This is a genomic window from Psychrobacter sp. MES7-P7E (genome assembly GCF_002863645.1).
In the GTDB taxonomy this organism is placed as follows: Bacteria; Pseudomonadota; Gammaproteobacteria; order Pseudomonadales; family Moraxellaceae; genus Psychrobacter.
Genome location: NZ_CM009132.1, coordinates 1 through 14,711, shown reverse-complemented (window position 1 = coordinate 14,711; position 14,711 = coordinate 1). Strand labels below are relative to the sequence as shown.

15 protein-coding genes and 1 pseudogene are annotated in these 14,711 nt (G+C 39.6%); 11 read left to right on the top strand and 5 right to left on the bottom strand.

Annotation, left to right across the window (positions count from 1 at the left end):
- Positions 1–1,005 precede the first annotated feature (1,005 nt).
- Positions 1,006–2,337, top strand: coding sequence for a reverse transcriptase domain-containing protein (locus tag CXF62_RS00080; protein WP_102092455.1), 1,332 nt, complete (start codon positions 1,006–1,008; stop codon positions 2,335–2,337).
- A 127-nt stretch (positions 2,338–2,464) separates the two neighbouring features.
- On the opposite strand, the gene repM is transcribed toward CXF62_RS00080, so the two are convergent.
- Both repM and CXF62_RS00070 read right to left on the bottom strand, forming a co-directional pair.
- Positions 2,465–3,394: a replication initiation protein RepM gene (gene repM, locus CXF62_RS00075; RefSeq protein WP_102092454.1), complete on the bottom strand. Its 930-nt coding sequence runs from the start codon at positions 3,392–3,394 to the stop codon at positions 2,465–2,467.
- Between the two features lie 617 nt (positions 3,395–4,011).
- Entirely contained in the window at positions 4,012–4,386 is a 375-nt protein-coding gene (locus tag CXF62_RS00070) for a hypothetical protein (RefSeq protein WP_102092453.1), read from the bottom strand.
- Between the two features lie 460 nt (positions 4,387–4,846).
- Here CXF62_RS00070 and CXF62_RS00065 point away from each other — a divergent pair, with 460 nt between their 5' ends.
- The 5 genes and pseudogenes from CXF62_RS00065 (at position 4,847) to CXF62_RS00045 (ending at position 6,445) form a co-directional block, all read left to right on the top strand.
- The gene (locus CXF62_RS00065; RefSeq protein WP_102092452.1) at positions 4,847–5,248 is read left to right on the top strand and encodes a hypothetical protein; all 402 of its coding nucleotides are present in this window, start codon (positions 4,847–4,849) and stop codon (positions 5,246–5,248) included.
- Between the two features lie 67 nt (positions 5,249–5,315).
- The gene (locus CXF62_RS00060) at positions 5,316–5,576 is read left to right on the top strand and encodes a hypothetical protein (protein WP_102092451.1); all 261 of its coding nucleotides are present in this window, start codon (positions 5,316–5,318) and stop codon (positions 5,574–5,576) included.
- A 104-nt stretch (positions 5,577–5,680) separates the two neighbouring features.
- Positions 5,681–5,836 (top strand): annotated as a pseudogene (locus CXF62_RS00055) (type II toxin-antitoxin system RelB/DinJ family antitoxin); the annotation flags it as partial.
- Between the two features lie 41 nt (positions 5,837–5,877).
- The gene (locus tag CXF62_RS00050) at positions 5,878–6,162 is read left to right on the top strand and encodes a BrnT family toxin (protein WP_185156563.1); all 285 of its coding nucleotides are present in this window, start codon (positions 5,878–5,880) and stop codon (positions 6,160–6,162) included.
- Positions 6,149–6,445 (top strand): hypothetical protein, encoded by a 297-nt coding sequence (locus CXF62_RS00045; RefSeq protein ID WP_228153108.1) that lies wholly within the window; start codon positions 6,149–6,151, stop codon positions 6,443–6,445. The genes CXF62_RS00050 and CXF62_RS00045 overlap by 14 nt, the downstream gene beginning before the upstream one ends.
- Positions 6,446–6,463: 18 nt before the next feature.
- Here CXF62_RS00045 and CXF62_RS00040 read toward each other — a convergent pair whose 3' ends face one another.
- The gene (locus tag CXF62_RS00040) at positions 6,464–6,973 is read right to left on the bottom strand and encodes a hypothetical protein (protein ID WP_102092449.1); all 510 of its coding nucleotides are present in this window, start codon (positions 6,971–6,973) and stop codon (positions 6,464–6,466) included.
- Between the two features lie 463 nt (positions 6,974–7,436).
- On the opposite strand from CXF62_RS00040, the gene CXF62_RS00035 reads away from it, so the two are divergent.
- From CXF62_RS00035 to CXF62_RS00015, 5 genes are all read left to right on the top strand, one after another.
- Positions 7,437–7,958 (top strand): spore coat protein U domain-containing protein, encoded by a 522-nt coding sequence (locus CXF62_RS00035; RefSeq protein ID WP_102092448.1) that lies wholly within the window; start codon positions 7,437–7,439, stop codon positions 7,956–7,958.
- Between the two features lie 5 nt (positions 7,959–7,963).
- Positions 7,964–8,734, top strand: a complete 771-nt coding sequence (locus CXF62_RS00030; RefSeq protein WP_185156564.1) for a fimbrial biogenesis chaperone — start codon at positions 7,964–7,966, stop codon at positions 8,732–8,734.
- Entirely contained in the window at positions 8,685–11,186 is a 2,502-nt protein-coding gene (locus CXF62_RS00025; RefSeq protein ID WP_102092447.1) for a fimbria/pilus outer membrane usher protein, read from the top strand. The genes CXF62_RS00030 and CXF62_RS00025 overlap by 50 nt, the downstream gene beginning before the upstream one ends.
- Before the next feature lie 119 nt (positions 11,187–11,305).
- Positions 11,306–12,220, top strand: coding sequence for a Csu type fimbrial protein (locus CXF62_RS00020; RefSeq protein ID WP_166739259.1), 915 nt, complete (start codon positions 11,306–11,308; stop codon positions 12,218–12,220).
- Positions 12,221–12,400: 180 nt separating this feature from the next.
- Positions 12,401–12,916 carry a BLUF domain-containing protein gene (locus CXF62_RS00015; protein WP_102092445.1) on the top strand — a complete coding sequence of 172 codons (516 nt, stop codon included), beginning with the start codon at positions 12,401–12,403 and terminating at the stop codon, positions 12,914–12,916.
- A 25-nt stretch (positions 12,917–12,941) separates the two neighbouring features.
- On the opposite strand, the gene CXF62_RS00010 is transcribed toward CXF62_RS00015, so the two are convergent.
- On the bottom strand, positions 12,942–13,607 hold the full coding sequence (locus CXF62_RS00010; RefSeq protein ID WP_102092444.1) for a recombinase family protein: 666 nt from the start codon (positions 13,605–13,607) through the stop codon (positions 12,942–12,944).
- A gap of 216 nt (positions 13,608–13,823) precedes the next feature.
- The gene (locus tag CXF62_RS00005) at positions 13,824–14,711 is read right to left on the bottom strand and encodes a replication initiation protein (RefSeq protein WP_102092443.1); all 888 of its coding nucleotides are present in this window, start codon (positions 14,709–14,711) and stop codon (positions 13,824–13,826) included.

Genomic DNA, 14,711 nt, shown 5'->3' with positions numbered 1-14,711 from the left:
CACGCACACTTGTATTGGTGCGCCTGCTGATATAAAATATCCGTATCGAAAAATGGGTTTTATATCTGCTGACACAGATTAAAATTCATCTAACCCCCAGAGATTGCCGTCTCTGGGGGTTAGTCGTTTCTAGCACTTGAGTTTACGCTCTCATCGCACTTTCGTCAATTATAAATTTCCTCGTAAAGCCACGCCAATTAAGGGGTGCAAAAGTTATACCTACGTTATATTACATAGCATAATAGGCTTAAATAAGCCCGCTTGGGACGTTGATTTTCATTGAGTATCTGTGACAGCAATGATATGTGTTATGGTAAATACAAACTTATTGATAAATTTAGATAAATTCAATACTATAGACAAAGTTCGTTAAATATAAAGCTAGCGTAAGAAAATGGCTAGCCAAAATTGGCGGACTCGTTACACCATACTGCAACCCAAGAATTAGAGTTTTCAAGCACAACGCGCCCATATCACAAGTAGATAGGCGGCGTGGTGATAGTTCTTGCAGTAGATGGCGTGCCCGACTCTGGCCCTTGCATAAAACACTAGAGTACATGACACAAACATCAGGTGGTAACATGAGAAATAGAATAAAATCATTGGATTTCGTAATAAACACACTAGAAACTATTGAGAGAGTTCTGCTGATAATCAGTGTTCTAACACCAACAGCACAACTTGTTACTATCTTGTATATATCGGTAGTGTTTATTAATTGCTTTAAACAGTTAGCTATGATACTATGTAATAGTGGGAGACCACGAGTAAAATTCGCAAGAAAGTGGCTAGAATTCGTTAAATATAAAGCTAGCGTAAGAAAATGGCTAGCCAAAATTGGCGGACTCGTTACACCATACTGCAACCCAAGAGTTAGAGTTTTCAAGCACAACGCGCCCATATCACAAGTAGATAGGCGGCGTGGTGATAGTTCTTGCAGTAGATTGCGGCACGACACCATCTTCTCCATGTTAGATGTTTGTATAATCAAGCAAGGGTTCTAACATGGTAGCTAAGATTTCTTATTCTGAATATGTAAAGTCTAATTTCTATACAGAGCTATCAAAACTAGCAAAAGATAGGAAGAAATCTCAAATTGTTTACCACCCCTCATATGAATCTGTTGATGCTTATCTAAGTAGATTTTCTGACGAACTATTACATAAAATCTGTCATAAAATCTCCATAAAAGAGTATAAGTGCGAGCCACTAACTCCTATCATTTTGCCAAAACCTAATTGTCCAGGTAAATCCTCCTTAACTATTGATAATTCTCGTTTAGTATGTGTTCCGTCAGTACAAGATAAAGTGCTACAGAAAATCTTTATTAGCTATCTTAAAACACACTATAAGACTTCATATCATAAATTTTGCAAATTTGATCATGCCTTGAATAAAGGTATTAACGATAAAAAAATAGGTATAGTGGATAAAGGTGGAAAAACACAAGACAAGGTTGTATCTGGTATTAGGAAGTCTTTATACGAATCAATAGAGCTAAGAAATACATACGATTACGTACTAAAAGCTGATATTGTTAAATTTTTCGATAATATTAATCGAGAAATAGCATTTTCTAAATTTCAAAAAGAATTCTTACTATATAAGAAAAATGATGAAATTCTATATATCTTTAAAAAATTTCTATACTGCGATGCTAAATTAGATTTTGGCGATAAAAGATACAGAAGTTTATTGGAGTCACACTTAAATCAGCTAAAAGGGAAAGGCGTGCGTCAAGGGATGCCCATCGCTTCACTATGTGCATCCATGTATTTATATGAGTTTGATGAAGTAGTCACAAGCAGTGGCATACCATACATACGCTACGCAGATGATTTTCTATTATTCTCTAAAACATATCAAAAATCCAAAGATATACAAGAGTTTGTAAAGCTGGAATTAGAAAATATTGGATTAACTATTGAAAAAGATAGTGGTAAGCAGAAAACCAAGATATATGGCCTGAATCAAGTATTTACATATTTAGGATTTGAGATTATTTATTCTGAAAAATATCACACTTTCGTTAGAAAGATTCCTAAGGAGGTTTTTGAAAGGGCTATTAGTAGAATAGAATACTATGATAGCTTAACAAAAGTTAAGCGTGAGTTTTCTACATATATACATTTCAGTTTAATGCTTGATAACTTGATATCTGGTTATACTAATTATTATAGTGAAGAGAATGCAGATAATGGACACGCTTTCAAGCTAAGACTTTCTAAAGCCTCTAAAGATATTCGAAAAAAATTAATCAAAGCTAATTTAGGAATAGATTTCGACCAAATAGAATCTAAAAATAAGCAGTTTTTTTTCTTTGGCATTAAAGACTAGTTGAGACTCAATTTTCCGTTATGTTGAGTGAATTGTCCTGAGTCTATCAGAGATTAATTTATTTGAGGATAGTGTTTTTCAAACCTAGTATTGTTATACGAGTCTTACCACTACAACGTTTCAAGAATCAATACTCAAGATAGTCCCTAATTGGACGCTTCTTAAATTGTGATGAATCTTTCTTCAGGCGATTGATCATCTCCAATTCCCATGCTCTAGTATCCTGACCTGCTGGACTGGTAGAGCTTACCAAATGATTGTAATCTGCTATAAAGCTAGGGTTGCGAGCAATACGACCCAATTGCTTATCGTTTAACCCTTCAATAGTAGACATTTCAATACGATCGACCTCAACTTTAGCGCTAATTTTCTCTTTAGTTTTCTTCATTTTAAACTTGAATGTAAAACCTGTAATGACGCGGCCATTTTTATGTTGTTCATACTGAGCTTTAATATTAGTATGTTCATTTATTTGACTAACCGCTAGATCTAAAACACGTCTTTTAAAAGCCTCCAACCTAGAATACTCATCAATTAAACCTAAGTTATTACGTAATTCTTCAAGGGTTATCGTAACTTTTCCAATACTTCTCCAACTTGCTAAAATCTCATATAGTCTTGTGGCATAGGTATTTAAATTTTTTACTTGCTCAAGCTCATAACTAGTGAAATTCTTTTCTAAACGAGTAATTAAAGGCACCACTTCAGGAGCAAAGCGTAATTTCACTACTCCTGCGCCTTCGACATAAGAAATACCACTTACCCAGCGCACTACCCTTTTCTCAGGTTTATTACGTTTTTCATCATGTACAGTATAAGTTACCTGCCTATTAAAAAGGGTTTGCGTAGCTTCTGACAGCATAGAATAAGCGTTATTTACGTTAATATCGAAACGATCTGCATAATGCTGTGCATGCACTTCTAAAAACGTATCTGTATCAATTCCCTGCCCTGTTTCTCTAGCTTCAACGATTGCGAGCAACATTATCCGTTGCTCAACTAAGCCAAGCGAGTAACTAGCGTTAATCAATGAGTTATCTTTAACAACTAACTTCATAGAAATCTCTAAATTTTATATTTATTAGTTAGATAGTCACATACAAAACCCAAATAAGCAACAATTAATAATTAGTTGCTTTAAGCAGGGTAAACGTTGCTTTATAGCAGGGTAAACGTTGCTTTATAGCAGGGTAAACGTTGCTTTATAGCAGGGTAAACGTTGCTTTATAAGCAATAAAAGCCTCTAATAACAAGGCTTTCAGAGTACCTAAAAGCTTTTAAAAGTATTTAAAAACATTAAAAACCTTCTTGGTTATTAATAATTAGAGTGATAAAAGAAAAGGCTAGTAAAGATAGCAATGAATTCAATATCAGTAATTTCGAAAGATCAAAGCGCTAGTCAAATAGAGCTAATAACATCGTATTAAGCTCCCTATAAGGTTCTAAGTATCGTTTGGTATAGTTGCTAGGTAAAATTTTTTCAACCTCCTTAGACGGCTTATATGACCTTTCACAGTTCCATGATTGTTTATATCAACTAAAATCTTCGGAAGATCATTAGAATCCCAGTGATTTTCATGAATACACTATCAAAGATCAATCTCTTATCATTAAATAGCTTCTCAAAAAAAGCCCTTGTATCAGCTGATACAAGGGCAGTATATATCTTAATTACTAATCCAAACTATTGTAAGCTTTCATTCCTGCTTTATCGACCAATCTTTGAGCATTAGATACCTTATTAGGTGCTGCTACCTCTCTTAATATCAATAACGATTCTAGCACTATCGGCATCAAAGCCTTGACCATATCATTCTGGTTTGATGTGTTCTCTACCGCCTTTGACTCTTCGTCGTCTGACTGCAATAAGTGCAGAATCTCACTAATATCTCCTTTCATAAACTGAAGATCTTCAAGAAAGTTATTGGTATCTGACTCCAATTTTTTCTTCAAGTAGCCACCAGGCGTTTGCCCTGCTTCTGCGGCTATCGCTTCTAGTTTTAGGTAAATTTCTGGCTTTAATCTAAATGATACGATAGGGGTGCTCATGATTATCCTTGTTTACAGATTGTAGACAGAAATATATCATAAAAATCAGTTACTTAAATTGATTTTGTAAACATTCTGTGTACAGAAAAAAGCGTCTTAAATCAGGTAAGTTACTGATTTAAGACGCTTTTTTTCATCCCGAGAGGGTGCGTAAGGTGTAGTCATTAAATTGAATAATTTAATGACCAAAAAGCAGGTAGAAAAATCGGTTATTTTCTACCTGTCATAAGCCTTTTTAGCTAAAAAGGCTTATAAGAGCGTTACGTTAGTAAATCGTTAGTAAAAAGATAGTAAATCGTTAGCTACATATGAGCAAATTATGAGCAATTACTGTATGATTGATTGAAAGTTAGCAAATCGTTAGCAAAAGGGTAGTAAATCGTTAGTTAAATATGAGCAATTTATGAGCGTTTTTATAATTGAGATAATTGGCTTCAAGAATAGAGGGAGATAGAAATTTATGGCTAAGAGAACAAAGTTTTCCAAGTTTCGTGATCTTTATGAGGTGATCGAAGAGCTGGCTGTTTCATATACCTATGAAGGCGTGGTTGAGATATTAGCTGAGCGTCATGACCTCATTCTAACGACTGGCACACTGACCAATTATCTCTATCGCTATAGAAAAGAATCAAAGGAATTATCTGTCGCTACAGATAATTCTAGCAGTAATGTAGAGGTTGAGCCTGAGGTAAGGAAACAAGTTTTTGTTGACTTATATTCTAGTGACCCAATCCAAGAAAGCAATACAGATGCTAGGGATGAGCCATATGTACAGCCCACGCATGAAGAATTAGATACGGCTATGAAGAGATTTGAAGCGAAGCTAGCAAATAAAAGAAATAGATCTCTTCTTGATAGGTAAGTTATTGATAGTAAATAAATAAAAATTCCATAAAGGGACATTTTCCGAGTGTAAAAAGGAGTAATTTATGAGTATTGAAGGTATATCAGTAGCAAGTAACCATTTTATGAGGTTTGAAGAGGCGCAACGAGAATACTACCGTCAAATGGGTCGTCTTAATACTTTCGGTTTAGAAAACGAAGCTCATAGCGATAGCATACGTAAAAAGATGTTTGAGCTAAAAGATGAGGAAAGTATGCTAAGAGAATGTAGCGCGAGCGAACTCTACGTCATACAAAAACAGCTCAAACAGAAAATTGATGATTTCCTGCGTGGACTGGATGAGTAACACATTACTATCACTGTTCGTGAAAGTCCAAAGCCCTAAAATTATTGAATTGACGTTACTTATCGCTTATATTAAATGTACATAAATAAGCAATAAGTAATGCTATGAGCACAACCAATTATAATATCCGTCTCGATCAAGAATTAAAAGACAAGGCGTTTTCGGTGCTGGAGGGCTATGGCTTAACGCCGTCGCAAGCGATTAAGTTATTTTTGCATCAGGTCGCAGAAACCAATAGCATACCGCTGTCTTTTGATTATCAGACAATGCCTAGTACCAATACGCTTGAAGACGGTGATCAATGATTGAATTTGAATGGGATGAACAGAAAAATAGCAGTAATCAACGCAAACATAGCTTATCCTTTGAAGAAGCAGCTCGGGTATTTTTTGATCCTTTGTGTTTGCGTCAGCAAGACCGATATGAAAATGGTGAAGAGCGGTGGCAAGCACTTGGCGCAGTGAATGGGGTAGCGGTATTACTAGTCGCTCATACTCAAAGAGATAGTGAGGGTGGTGAGGTTATTCGTATCATATCAGCACGACGTGCCACTAAGGCTGAAAGGAGGTTCTATGAACAAGGTTAGCTATAAAGTAAATGAGTTACCATCTTTAAGCGCTGAGCAAGAAGCCAACTTGCAACGATTGGCGATGCTTTCAGATGACGATATAGATTTGTCTGATATGCCTGAAGTAACGGATTGGTCGGGTGCGACTCGTGGTAGTGTGGTATCAGATGATCCTCTGATCGGTGCCAGTATCGTAAGTCCTAGTATCATTGCTAGATTCCAGGATAAGGCGAAAAAGACGGGTGGTAACTACCAAGATATGATTAACGATGCGCTAGAAGAGTATTTGTTAGATCATTAGACGATAAAACCACAACGTCTAAAACGCCCACCACTTTTTCTTTTTCTCAACCGTAGCTACGGTTGAGTCATCTGTTTTTTCTTGCTCTTGTTCAAGTGGCGGCTCATAGCTCATTTCAGCCTGCTTAAACTCTAGCAGTCTCACTTGTGCAAAATCTTGGATACTGGCATTGGCTTTATCCAGCGTTTTGTTCAACTGTCCTATCTGTTGCTGATAATTTTCAATTAACTTCTTTTGATCGCTTACCTGTTGGCTGAGATGTTCATTCTTGAGCTTCTCAAGCGCTAATTGGTGTTCAATGTCTGTATTGTACTGGACACTTTTACTGTTCAGAGGTGTATTTTGGACAGTGTCCGCTGAACGTTCAGTACGTTTTTTAGAAATTGGCTCACCAAACACGCGCAACATTTCTGCAATGTCTATTTTCTTGTCTGCGGTTCTGGAAAGCTCACCATCATTGACTTTCTGATAGATCGTGGTTCTTGATACACCCCATTCTTTTGCCGCTTTTGTCACCGATATGTTCATTGTTCACCTAGTGTTCAAGTGCGTTTTTAAAGACTGTACAGTACAACTGTCCAGAACGTTCAGTGAACAACTATGGCACTAAACTAGCTATGAGGCAAACCATGAATAATTCGATATAAAAATGAGAGTTTTAAATAAGTAGCGTTTATTTTATTGAACAAATATAGGGTAATATTACTACCTGTAGAAATTTTTTTGTCTTATTCTGAGTATTAAAAGAGTTTGGTTATGAAGAAAGCTATTAACTACCAAATGAGAAATGAAATTACGATTTGAGTGTTCATTTGTACACTTATTGTGTTAAAATTAAGTGCAAATCTTACTTATTAGTTTCTTATTGTAAAATCCCTATCGCAGGAAGGTAACTCTTTCTTCTTATTAGTATGAGTTATCTAATACTGAGTGCCTCAGGGTTACCCAGTATGATCGAAACAATAATGAAGCCAGCCCTTGGAGCTTTACCATGCAATTTAAAAAAACCTTAATGACCGCTACATTAATCACTATCGGCGGATTCACTGCTATGTCTAGTGCGAACGCTGGCGAAACCACTAGCAGTTTTGGCGTTAGTATGGACGTTGAATCAATCTGTACTATAGATGCTGCTCCTGTAGCTGTTGTACTCGACGCAACTGCAGCAGGCAAAGCGACTAAAGCTGTAACAGCTCAAACTGACTTGACCTTAAACTGCTCTAAAGGCTCTGTGGCTGTTATTGGTTTAACGCCTGAATCAACTACTAGCCTTGATGGTACTGGTACGCTGCTTGGAGGAAATTTAGGAGCTGAAGAAGTAGCATATAAACTGACTTCTGGCTCAGGTGGTGAAGGCGGTACAGCTTGGGGTACTACTAATACAGTCTCTACCGAAGCATTCGTAAATTATGCTACCGCTATTTCTACTCCTATCTATCTCACAGTGACTGGTAATGCCGACGTTACTCCTGGTAATTACTCAGATACTATTAATATTTCTGTAGCCTATTGATATCCATGTTAAGTCTCTGGTTACGCCGTGTGGCGAGATCTGCTGTGCTCTCTAGTTTGTTACTATCTTGTAGCGATGTAATGGCGAGTGGCCTACAGGTCTCTCCCATCTCCTTAAGCTTACAAGCTAGAGAAAGCGCCAGTGGTCTGACCCTTAGTAACTCGAGTGACGAAGCGATAAACGCGCAAGTGCGCGTTTATCAGTGGTCACAGAATGAAAAAGGCGATCAGCTCACGCCCTCACGAGGATTATTGGCCAGTCCGCCAATGATTAAGCTCAACCCTAATGATAAACAACTGGTTCGAATTATCCGTGCCAAGGCGCCGCCGCAAGGCGTAGCAGCGGTAGAGGATAGCTATCGAATTTTTGTTAATGAGCTACCTATTCGGTCTGCTAAGCAAAAGAGTGGTCTGCAATTTGCGATGAGCTACTCTTTACCTGTATTTGTACAGCCCGCTGGTGTTAATAAAACTGAGCCAAAATTGCAATGGCGTTGTAGCTTGCAACCAGATGGTGAGCAGATGACATTACAAGTCAGCAATAGCGGCAATGGCCATGCTAAGTTGATTGGCCTGAGCATTGTAGATGACGCGGGTAATAGCGTAAATATACATCAAGGTTTGCTAGGTTATGTTCTACCAAATGCCACTATGAGCTGGACACTGAAAATACCGCCCTCCGCCCTTCCGACAGGGACAACCACCGGTAAATTCAAGGTATCGATTAATGGAATTCAGACGATTCAGAACGTCACACTGGAAAATTCCACTCGCTGAAGCAGTTTTGCTGCAGTGTATAACGGTATCGGTCAGCCATGCTATCGAACCGAATGAGAGACTCTCTTCTGCGAACGCTTCTAAAGATACTACTTCTATAATCATTGATAATATCAGACAGGCGCAGCTTGGTTTAGACAGTTACAACACTGAAGATGATGCAGCTGAGCTCGATCTGTATCTGGATGTCACCCTTAATCAAACCAGCTCTGGTTTGGTGCATTTCGTTTATCGCGAAGACCAACTTTGGGCTGACGCTGATGCGCGGCAACAGCTTGGCTTTATAGTGCCGCCTGATAGCCCTGAACTCATACTGCTAAATAGCCTGCCTGACCTCCAGATTGATTATGACGCACGGCGGCAAACGCTGAGCCTTATCGCACCTCTAAACTTACTTGATCTAGATACTACCGTACGTAATACGCGCAGTAATCAGCGCCTGCAACCTACTGCATCGCCAGGCATATTATTGAATTATGATATTTATGGCAATCAAACCCAAAATAGTGCGAAAAACTTTAGTGCTTTTACAGAGCTGCGCGCGTTTAACACGCTTGGTGTCCTAAGCACCACAGCATTAACCACTGCCAACCGTTCTGCTGACACGAATAATCGTAATGGTGACTGGGATAATGATTTTGTGCGTCTGGATACCAGCTGGAGTAAGTCGTTTCCTGATAAGCTGATAACGGTTCGGGCAGGAGATATTCTCACAGGGGCCTTGTCATGGACACGTGCCACGCGTTTGGGTGGCCTACAAATTGGTACTAATTTTGATCTGCAGCCTTATATGTCGACCACTCCATTACCATCATTTTTTGGTTCAGCCACTTTGCCTTCAGCAGTAGAGCTGTATGTGAATGGTCTCAAGCAATATAGCGGGGACGTACCCACTGGACCATTTGAGCTACAGACGGCTCCTAGCTTCAGTGGTGCCGGCAATGCTCAGTTGGTAGTTACCGATGCATTAGGACAGAGCACTACTCTGGAGTTTTCTTTATATGACGCCCATCGCTTGCTACAGCCGGGGCTTTCTGACTGGTCAGTGGAGTTGGGAACAGTGCGTGAGAACTATGGTAACGAATCCTTTGACTATGGTAATAATATTGCTGCCAGTGGCTCTTGGCGTTATGGCGTAAATAATCGCTTTACTGCAGAAACTCATGCTGAAGTCACTAAAGGTCTCAGTAATGCTGGAATCGGTGGTACTTGGTTATTAGGCCGCGCAGGCGGTGTTTTATTTGCATCATTAGCAGGTAGCAAAGGCGAAGGTGAAAGTGGTTCGCAATACAGCGCAAACTACACATGGAATAACAGTCGCTTTAATATCGGTGTCAGCGCCACAGGTACGAAAGGGACTTACCGTGACGTAGGTAGTCAATATGGATCTGCACCCGCTCGCCGCAGTGAGCAGATATCTACAGGTTATAGTACTCAATCCTTGGGTAGTTTTGGCATAAGCTATAACCAAGTGTCATTTGCTGATGAGGAAAACACACAGTTTGCTAGCGCCTATTGGAATAAATCCTTTGGCCAACGTTTAAGATTGAGGGCTAATCTTAATCAAGACATTAATGACTCTGCTAATAGCAGTGCCTCTATCGGCGCTTCATTCTCGTTAGGTCGTGATATTTCGATGAATAGCAGTATTCAACACACAGACGAGCGTGATGTATTTGTGGCGGATATTTCACAATCAGCACCGAATTCAGGCGGCATAAACTGGCGCGCACAAGCACGGCACAGTATAGACAATAGCTTAGATAGTAATTCTAATAGGAGTGACAGTAACGATGGATTGGCAGAATTAAGTTATCTTGGGCGCTATGGCCGAGTACAAGCAGGTGTCAGCGTCAACGATGACAGTTACTCTACTTATGCCAGTGGTAAAGGATCACTAGTAATGATGGGGGGAGGACTCTTTCCAACTCGTAGAATAAACAGTGGTTTTGCTGTTGTCTCTACTGATGGTATTGCTGATGTGCCCGTACTACTACAAAACACTCCAATTGGTACTACCAATAGTCGTGGCTTATTGCTGGTCTCGCCACTAAATGCTTATCAAAGTAATAAAGTTAGCATAGACCCTATGGATTTGCCTGCTGATTTGCGGATTGATAACGTCAATATTGAAGCCACACCAACTGACCGCGCTGGCACCTTAGTCACTTTTGCTATTACACCAGTGCGCTCGGCGTCCGTTATTATTATAGACAGTAGTCAGCAACCACTACCATTAGGTAGTCAAGTACGCTTACTTACCAACAAAGATATACCAGAAGCTATCATCGGTTTCGATGGTGAAGTATATCTAGATATGCTAAATGAGCATAATGTGCTTGAGGTAATTAATCCCTCTGGTGACATCTGCACTGTCAGTTTTGACTATCATAAGCAGGGCAATGAGATCCCACTAATCGGTCCTCTCGTCTGCTCAAAGGTACAAAAATAATGCAACGATTACAAATAAAGATATCTCCATGGCGTTACAGTATATTGTTGATACCTATCATCCTGTGGTGCACGGTAGTAAGCTCGCATGCGACATTAAATGTTAGTTGTCAGGCCAACGTGAATACTGGAGTTATAAATATTAGCAATACTATTACAACTGCTAATGCTGAGAGTGCAAGTATCACAGGAAATTTGGAATACAGCTGTACCAATACTGGCGACACTGCTGGATATATTTCTGTTTGCCTTGCGGCTGATGGTGGCAATACACCTAACGCTATGACCCCACGTTATATGAATGCAGCATCTAATACTAATAAATTGGCGTTTGATATGACACTGCCAAATGGTAAGACTTGGGGAACTCGTACTGCTGGTCTTGGAGAAGAATACAGCTCAGGCGCAATATATATTCCAGCGAGATCTACTGAGTTAGGGCAGAGTAATATTTCAGGCCAAGTTGTTATCAGGGCTTCTCTAATCCCAAATAATGGCAATGCTTTAGCCACACCAGGTACCTATACCAATACTTTTAATGGCGATTTAACATTAAAAGTAGCAGAACAATCAAGCTTAACTGACTGCTTAGAGGGAGCTCAAGATAAAAGTAATCCATTCTCATTTACAGTCCAAGCTACCGTCATTCCTAGCTGTAAAATCACTGCCAAACCGACTGATATTAACTTTAAAGAAATTGCAAACGCTACTAATATCACAGGTAGTACTAGTATCGGTGTAACCTGCACCAATGGCGCTCCCTACACAATTGGCTTGATACCTTCCAACGATGATCAAGAGGGTAAAGGAGATATGACTGGCACAGCCCCAAATAGCGACGTGATACCTTATCAATTACAGTCTGCTACTGGAAAAGCATGGGGCAATGCTCTTACTGCTGAAAGCGTGGGAGATGGTGTGGCTAATAATGGCTCTGGAGTAAATCAATCACATACTGTGTATGTGATCATACCTAGTGCTGACGTTAAACCAGATCATTACTCTGATATAGTAACTATTAACGTAAATTACTAAACCACCTCAGTATTGTCGAAGACTCACTTTAGGTTCGATACCTTGATACTGATTTATAGGCTATATACTTTTGATGTATTAATGTGAATAAAGTAGAAGATGTGGTGCAAGAAAAATCTTAAATCAACATCGTTCCAAGTAGTATCTTAGATTAACTAGCTTTTATTAATTGGGTTTTTTATGCAAAAAACTATAGATTGTGTTTTAGAAGAGGTAAGCAACAGAGATGGCAAGCATATTCTCATGAGCCTAACTTATATAGGTAAAAATATAGGTAAAAATAATGGAGTATTATTGACTCGTACTCTCGAGTACTGGCGAAAAACTAATGAAAAAATAGGCCTAACTTCAGCGCTTGCGCTTAATGACGATTATTTTATTCAAAGTATTGAAGGCTCAAGACCTGTTGTCAATAAAGTTTTGGCGATGTTAATTAACGAGTACTCTAATCTTTCAATTAATGTTGTTCATATTGAAGAAATAGAGGTGCGTAGATGGGATGGCTTTTTAATAAAATATTTAACGTCAAAAAATCAAGATGAACAATATACAATGAAACACTTCTCTGCAGGTGCTGACTTCAATCCTTATTTAATGACGAAAAATCAACTCACTAACTTCATTCAGGACGTCTTCGAAAAGAAAAAATTTATCGAACCCCAAAGTGATGATGTATATCCCAGCGGAACCATCTAAAAAAGCTCCTTAATCCATTAATAGACTACTCATAGTAGACTGCTGTAGTGGAACCACTTAGTGAGCAGGGATCAGCTTCGGTCTTTTCCTTGGCCACATCAGCGATCAGATGCCGTGAGCACTTGGTCATACCTTGTATCTCAGAATAGCTAAGACCTGATTTGAGTAGACTAGCGATGATCTTACGCTTCTCCATATCTTTCCTACGTCCTGTATATCTACCTTCTGCCTTAGCACGAGCAATACCTTGCATTTGACGGTTACGGCGATCCTCATAATCTTTTCGAGCAATGGCTGCGAGCATATCCAGCATCATCGAGTTAATAGCCTGCAATACACTGCTCATAAATTCAGTGCTGCTTTCAGGTTGAAGTGCCATATATGAGGTCGGCAGCTCTTTTGATACGATAGAGAGCTTTTTTTCTGATAGCATTCTTTTGAGCGTATCCCAATCAGCTTGGTTCAAACGCGCCAAGCGATCAATTTGCTCAACTAAGATCACATCGCCCTTATGAGCATCTTCAATCAGCTGCATAAGCTTTGGTCGCACCAAAATAGCTCCTGACTCGTTTTCGACATAGAAGGCGGCAATCTTGTGACCATGATCGTTGGCAAATGCTATGAGTTCGCTTTTGGCACGTTTAGCGTCTTGTTCTTTGGTAGACGCTCGTAGATACGCTCTAATAAACATAAACACCTAAAATAGTCTGTTATAAGTGGTTCCATTATACCAGTCTGTTTTAAGTGGTCTGTTAATACGTTTAAAGGGTGAAATAGCTGGTTCCCTTGGGGTATACCCTAAGTAGCAACGAGCTCAAGAAAGCTTAGATCGCAACCTCAAGAGCCAATCGCAAAACAATAACCTAAACCAGAGTATAGCTCACAACGGCTGTTATCTGATTTAGGCTTATCCAGTCTCACTGTTTTTTGATTTTCTTCTGTAGTATGTCGCCCTACTTATACCTAATTCTTCCCAGGGCTTCATAGATTGCTCTGACGTAGCTACAGGCTTACGTTTAGAGACTTTACCGCCTTTACTACCTTTGAGTGCTTGGCGATAGATAAACTCGTTATAGTGATAAGCATCACGTTTCCAACAGTACTTGGCAATGCTTTTAGCCGTCGCTTTGATTTCTGAGTACGGTAACGGCTCAAAAAACATCATATTCACGTTCTGAGCGTGTTTAAGCACTGAGTTATACCATTGCTCCCAAGTCTTACCTCGATGCTCTCTAATGGCAGAATACGCCCAATGGCGAACGGTATCGAACAGGGAACAGTTCCTACCAAGTCCGTATTCTTTCTCGGTATTCGTTAAAGGTCTGAGATCGACAAACTCTGCTAGATAATTCAGCTCGTAGGCTTCTTTTGTCCATACTTCGGTACGCCAATGCTCGTGCATGGGATTTTTGGTAATGAAGTTGGTATAGCCGACGTCTGCGCGAGTTGCTCTGACCAATCCTGCTTGTACCTTAGCGAGATAATCTAAGGCTTTACGGCTGCCATGTTCGCTGGTACAGACAGGCGTTTTTAGCTCATAGACGATATGAGCGTGTCCGTTTGAGGGGTTTTGGCTTGTCCACCGTGGCGGTGGTAGGTATTCTTCCGCCCAACGCATTGCGCCATGCTTATGATCAATGTCTAAGCAGATAAAGTGGGTCATGCAAGGAGGGTTGTGCTGGATGTACCGCATTTTGACGGCAGTTTGCCTAGGACGAATGACAAGATGACCTAGCTCATCGGTGCAATAGGGCTTATGAGGGAGTGTTTCGTATATTTCCGGTAGTATTAACAT

Excerpts from the sequence above, each read along its gene's own strand:
- CXF62_RS00010 (WP_102092444.1), bottom strand. The coding sequence starts at position 13,607 with ATGTTTATTAGAGCGTATCTACGAGCGTCTACCAAAGAACAAGACGCT.
- CXF62_RS00035 (WP_102092448.1), top strand. The coding sequence starts at position 7,437 with ATGCAATTTAAAAAAACCTTAATGACCGCTACATTAATCACTATCGGC.
- CXF62_RS00025 (WP_102092447.1), top strand. The coding sequence starts at position 8,685 with ATGGAATTCAGACGATTCAGAACGTCACACTGGAAAATTCCACTCGCT.
- CXF62_RS00040 (WP_102092449.1), bottom strand. The coding sequence starts at position 6,973 with ATGAACATATCGGTGACAAAAGCGGCAAAAGAATGGGGTGTATCAAGA.
- CXF62_RS00060 (WP_102092451.1), top strand. The coding sequence starts at position 5,316 with ATGAGTATTGAAGGTATATCAGTAGCAAGTAACCATTTTATGAGGTTT.
- CXF62_RS00080 (WP_102092455.1), top strand. The coding sequence starts at position 1,006 with ATGGTAGCTAAGATTTCTTATTCTGAATATGTAAAGTCTAATTTCTAT.
- CXF62_RS00065 (WP_102092452.1), top strand. The coding sequence starts at position 4,847 with ATGGCTAAGAGAACAAAGTTTTCCAAGTTTCGTGATCTTTATGAGGTG.
- CXF62_RS00070 (WP_102092453.1), bottom strand. The coding sequence starts at position 4,386 with ATGAGCACCCCTATCGTATCATTTAGATTAAAGCCAGAAATTTACCTA.
- CXF62_RS00045 (WP_228153108.1), top strand. The coding sequence starts at position 6,149 with ATGAACAAGGTTAGCTATAAAGTAAATGAGTTACCATCTTTAAGCGCT.
- CXF62_RS00005 (WP_102092443.1), bottom strand. The coding sequence starts at position 14,711 with ATGTTAATACTACCGGAAATATACGAAACACTCCCTCATAAGCCCTAT.
- CXF62_RS00050 (WP_185156563.1), top strand. The coding sequence starts at position 5,878 with ATGATTGAATTTGAATGGGATGAACAGAAAAATAGCAGTAATCAACGC.
- CXF62_RS00015 (WP_102092445.1), top strand. The coding sequence starts at position 12,401 with ATGCAAAAAACTATAGATTGTGTTTTAGAAGAGGTAAGCAACAGAGAT.
- CXF62_RS00030 (WP_185156564.1), top strand. The coding sequence starts at position 7,964 with ATGTTAAGTCTCTGGTTACGCCGTGTGGCGAGATCTGCTGTGCTCTCT.
- repM (WP_102092454.1), bottom strand. The coding sequence starts at position 3,394 with ATGAAGTTAGTTGTTAAAGATAACTCATTGATTAACGCTAGTTACTCG.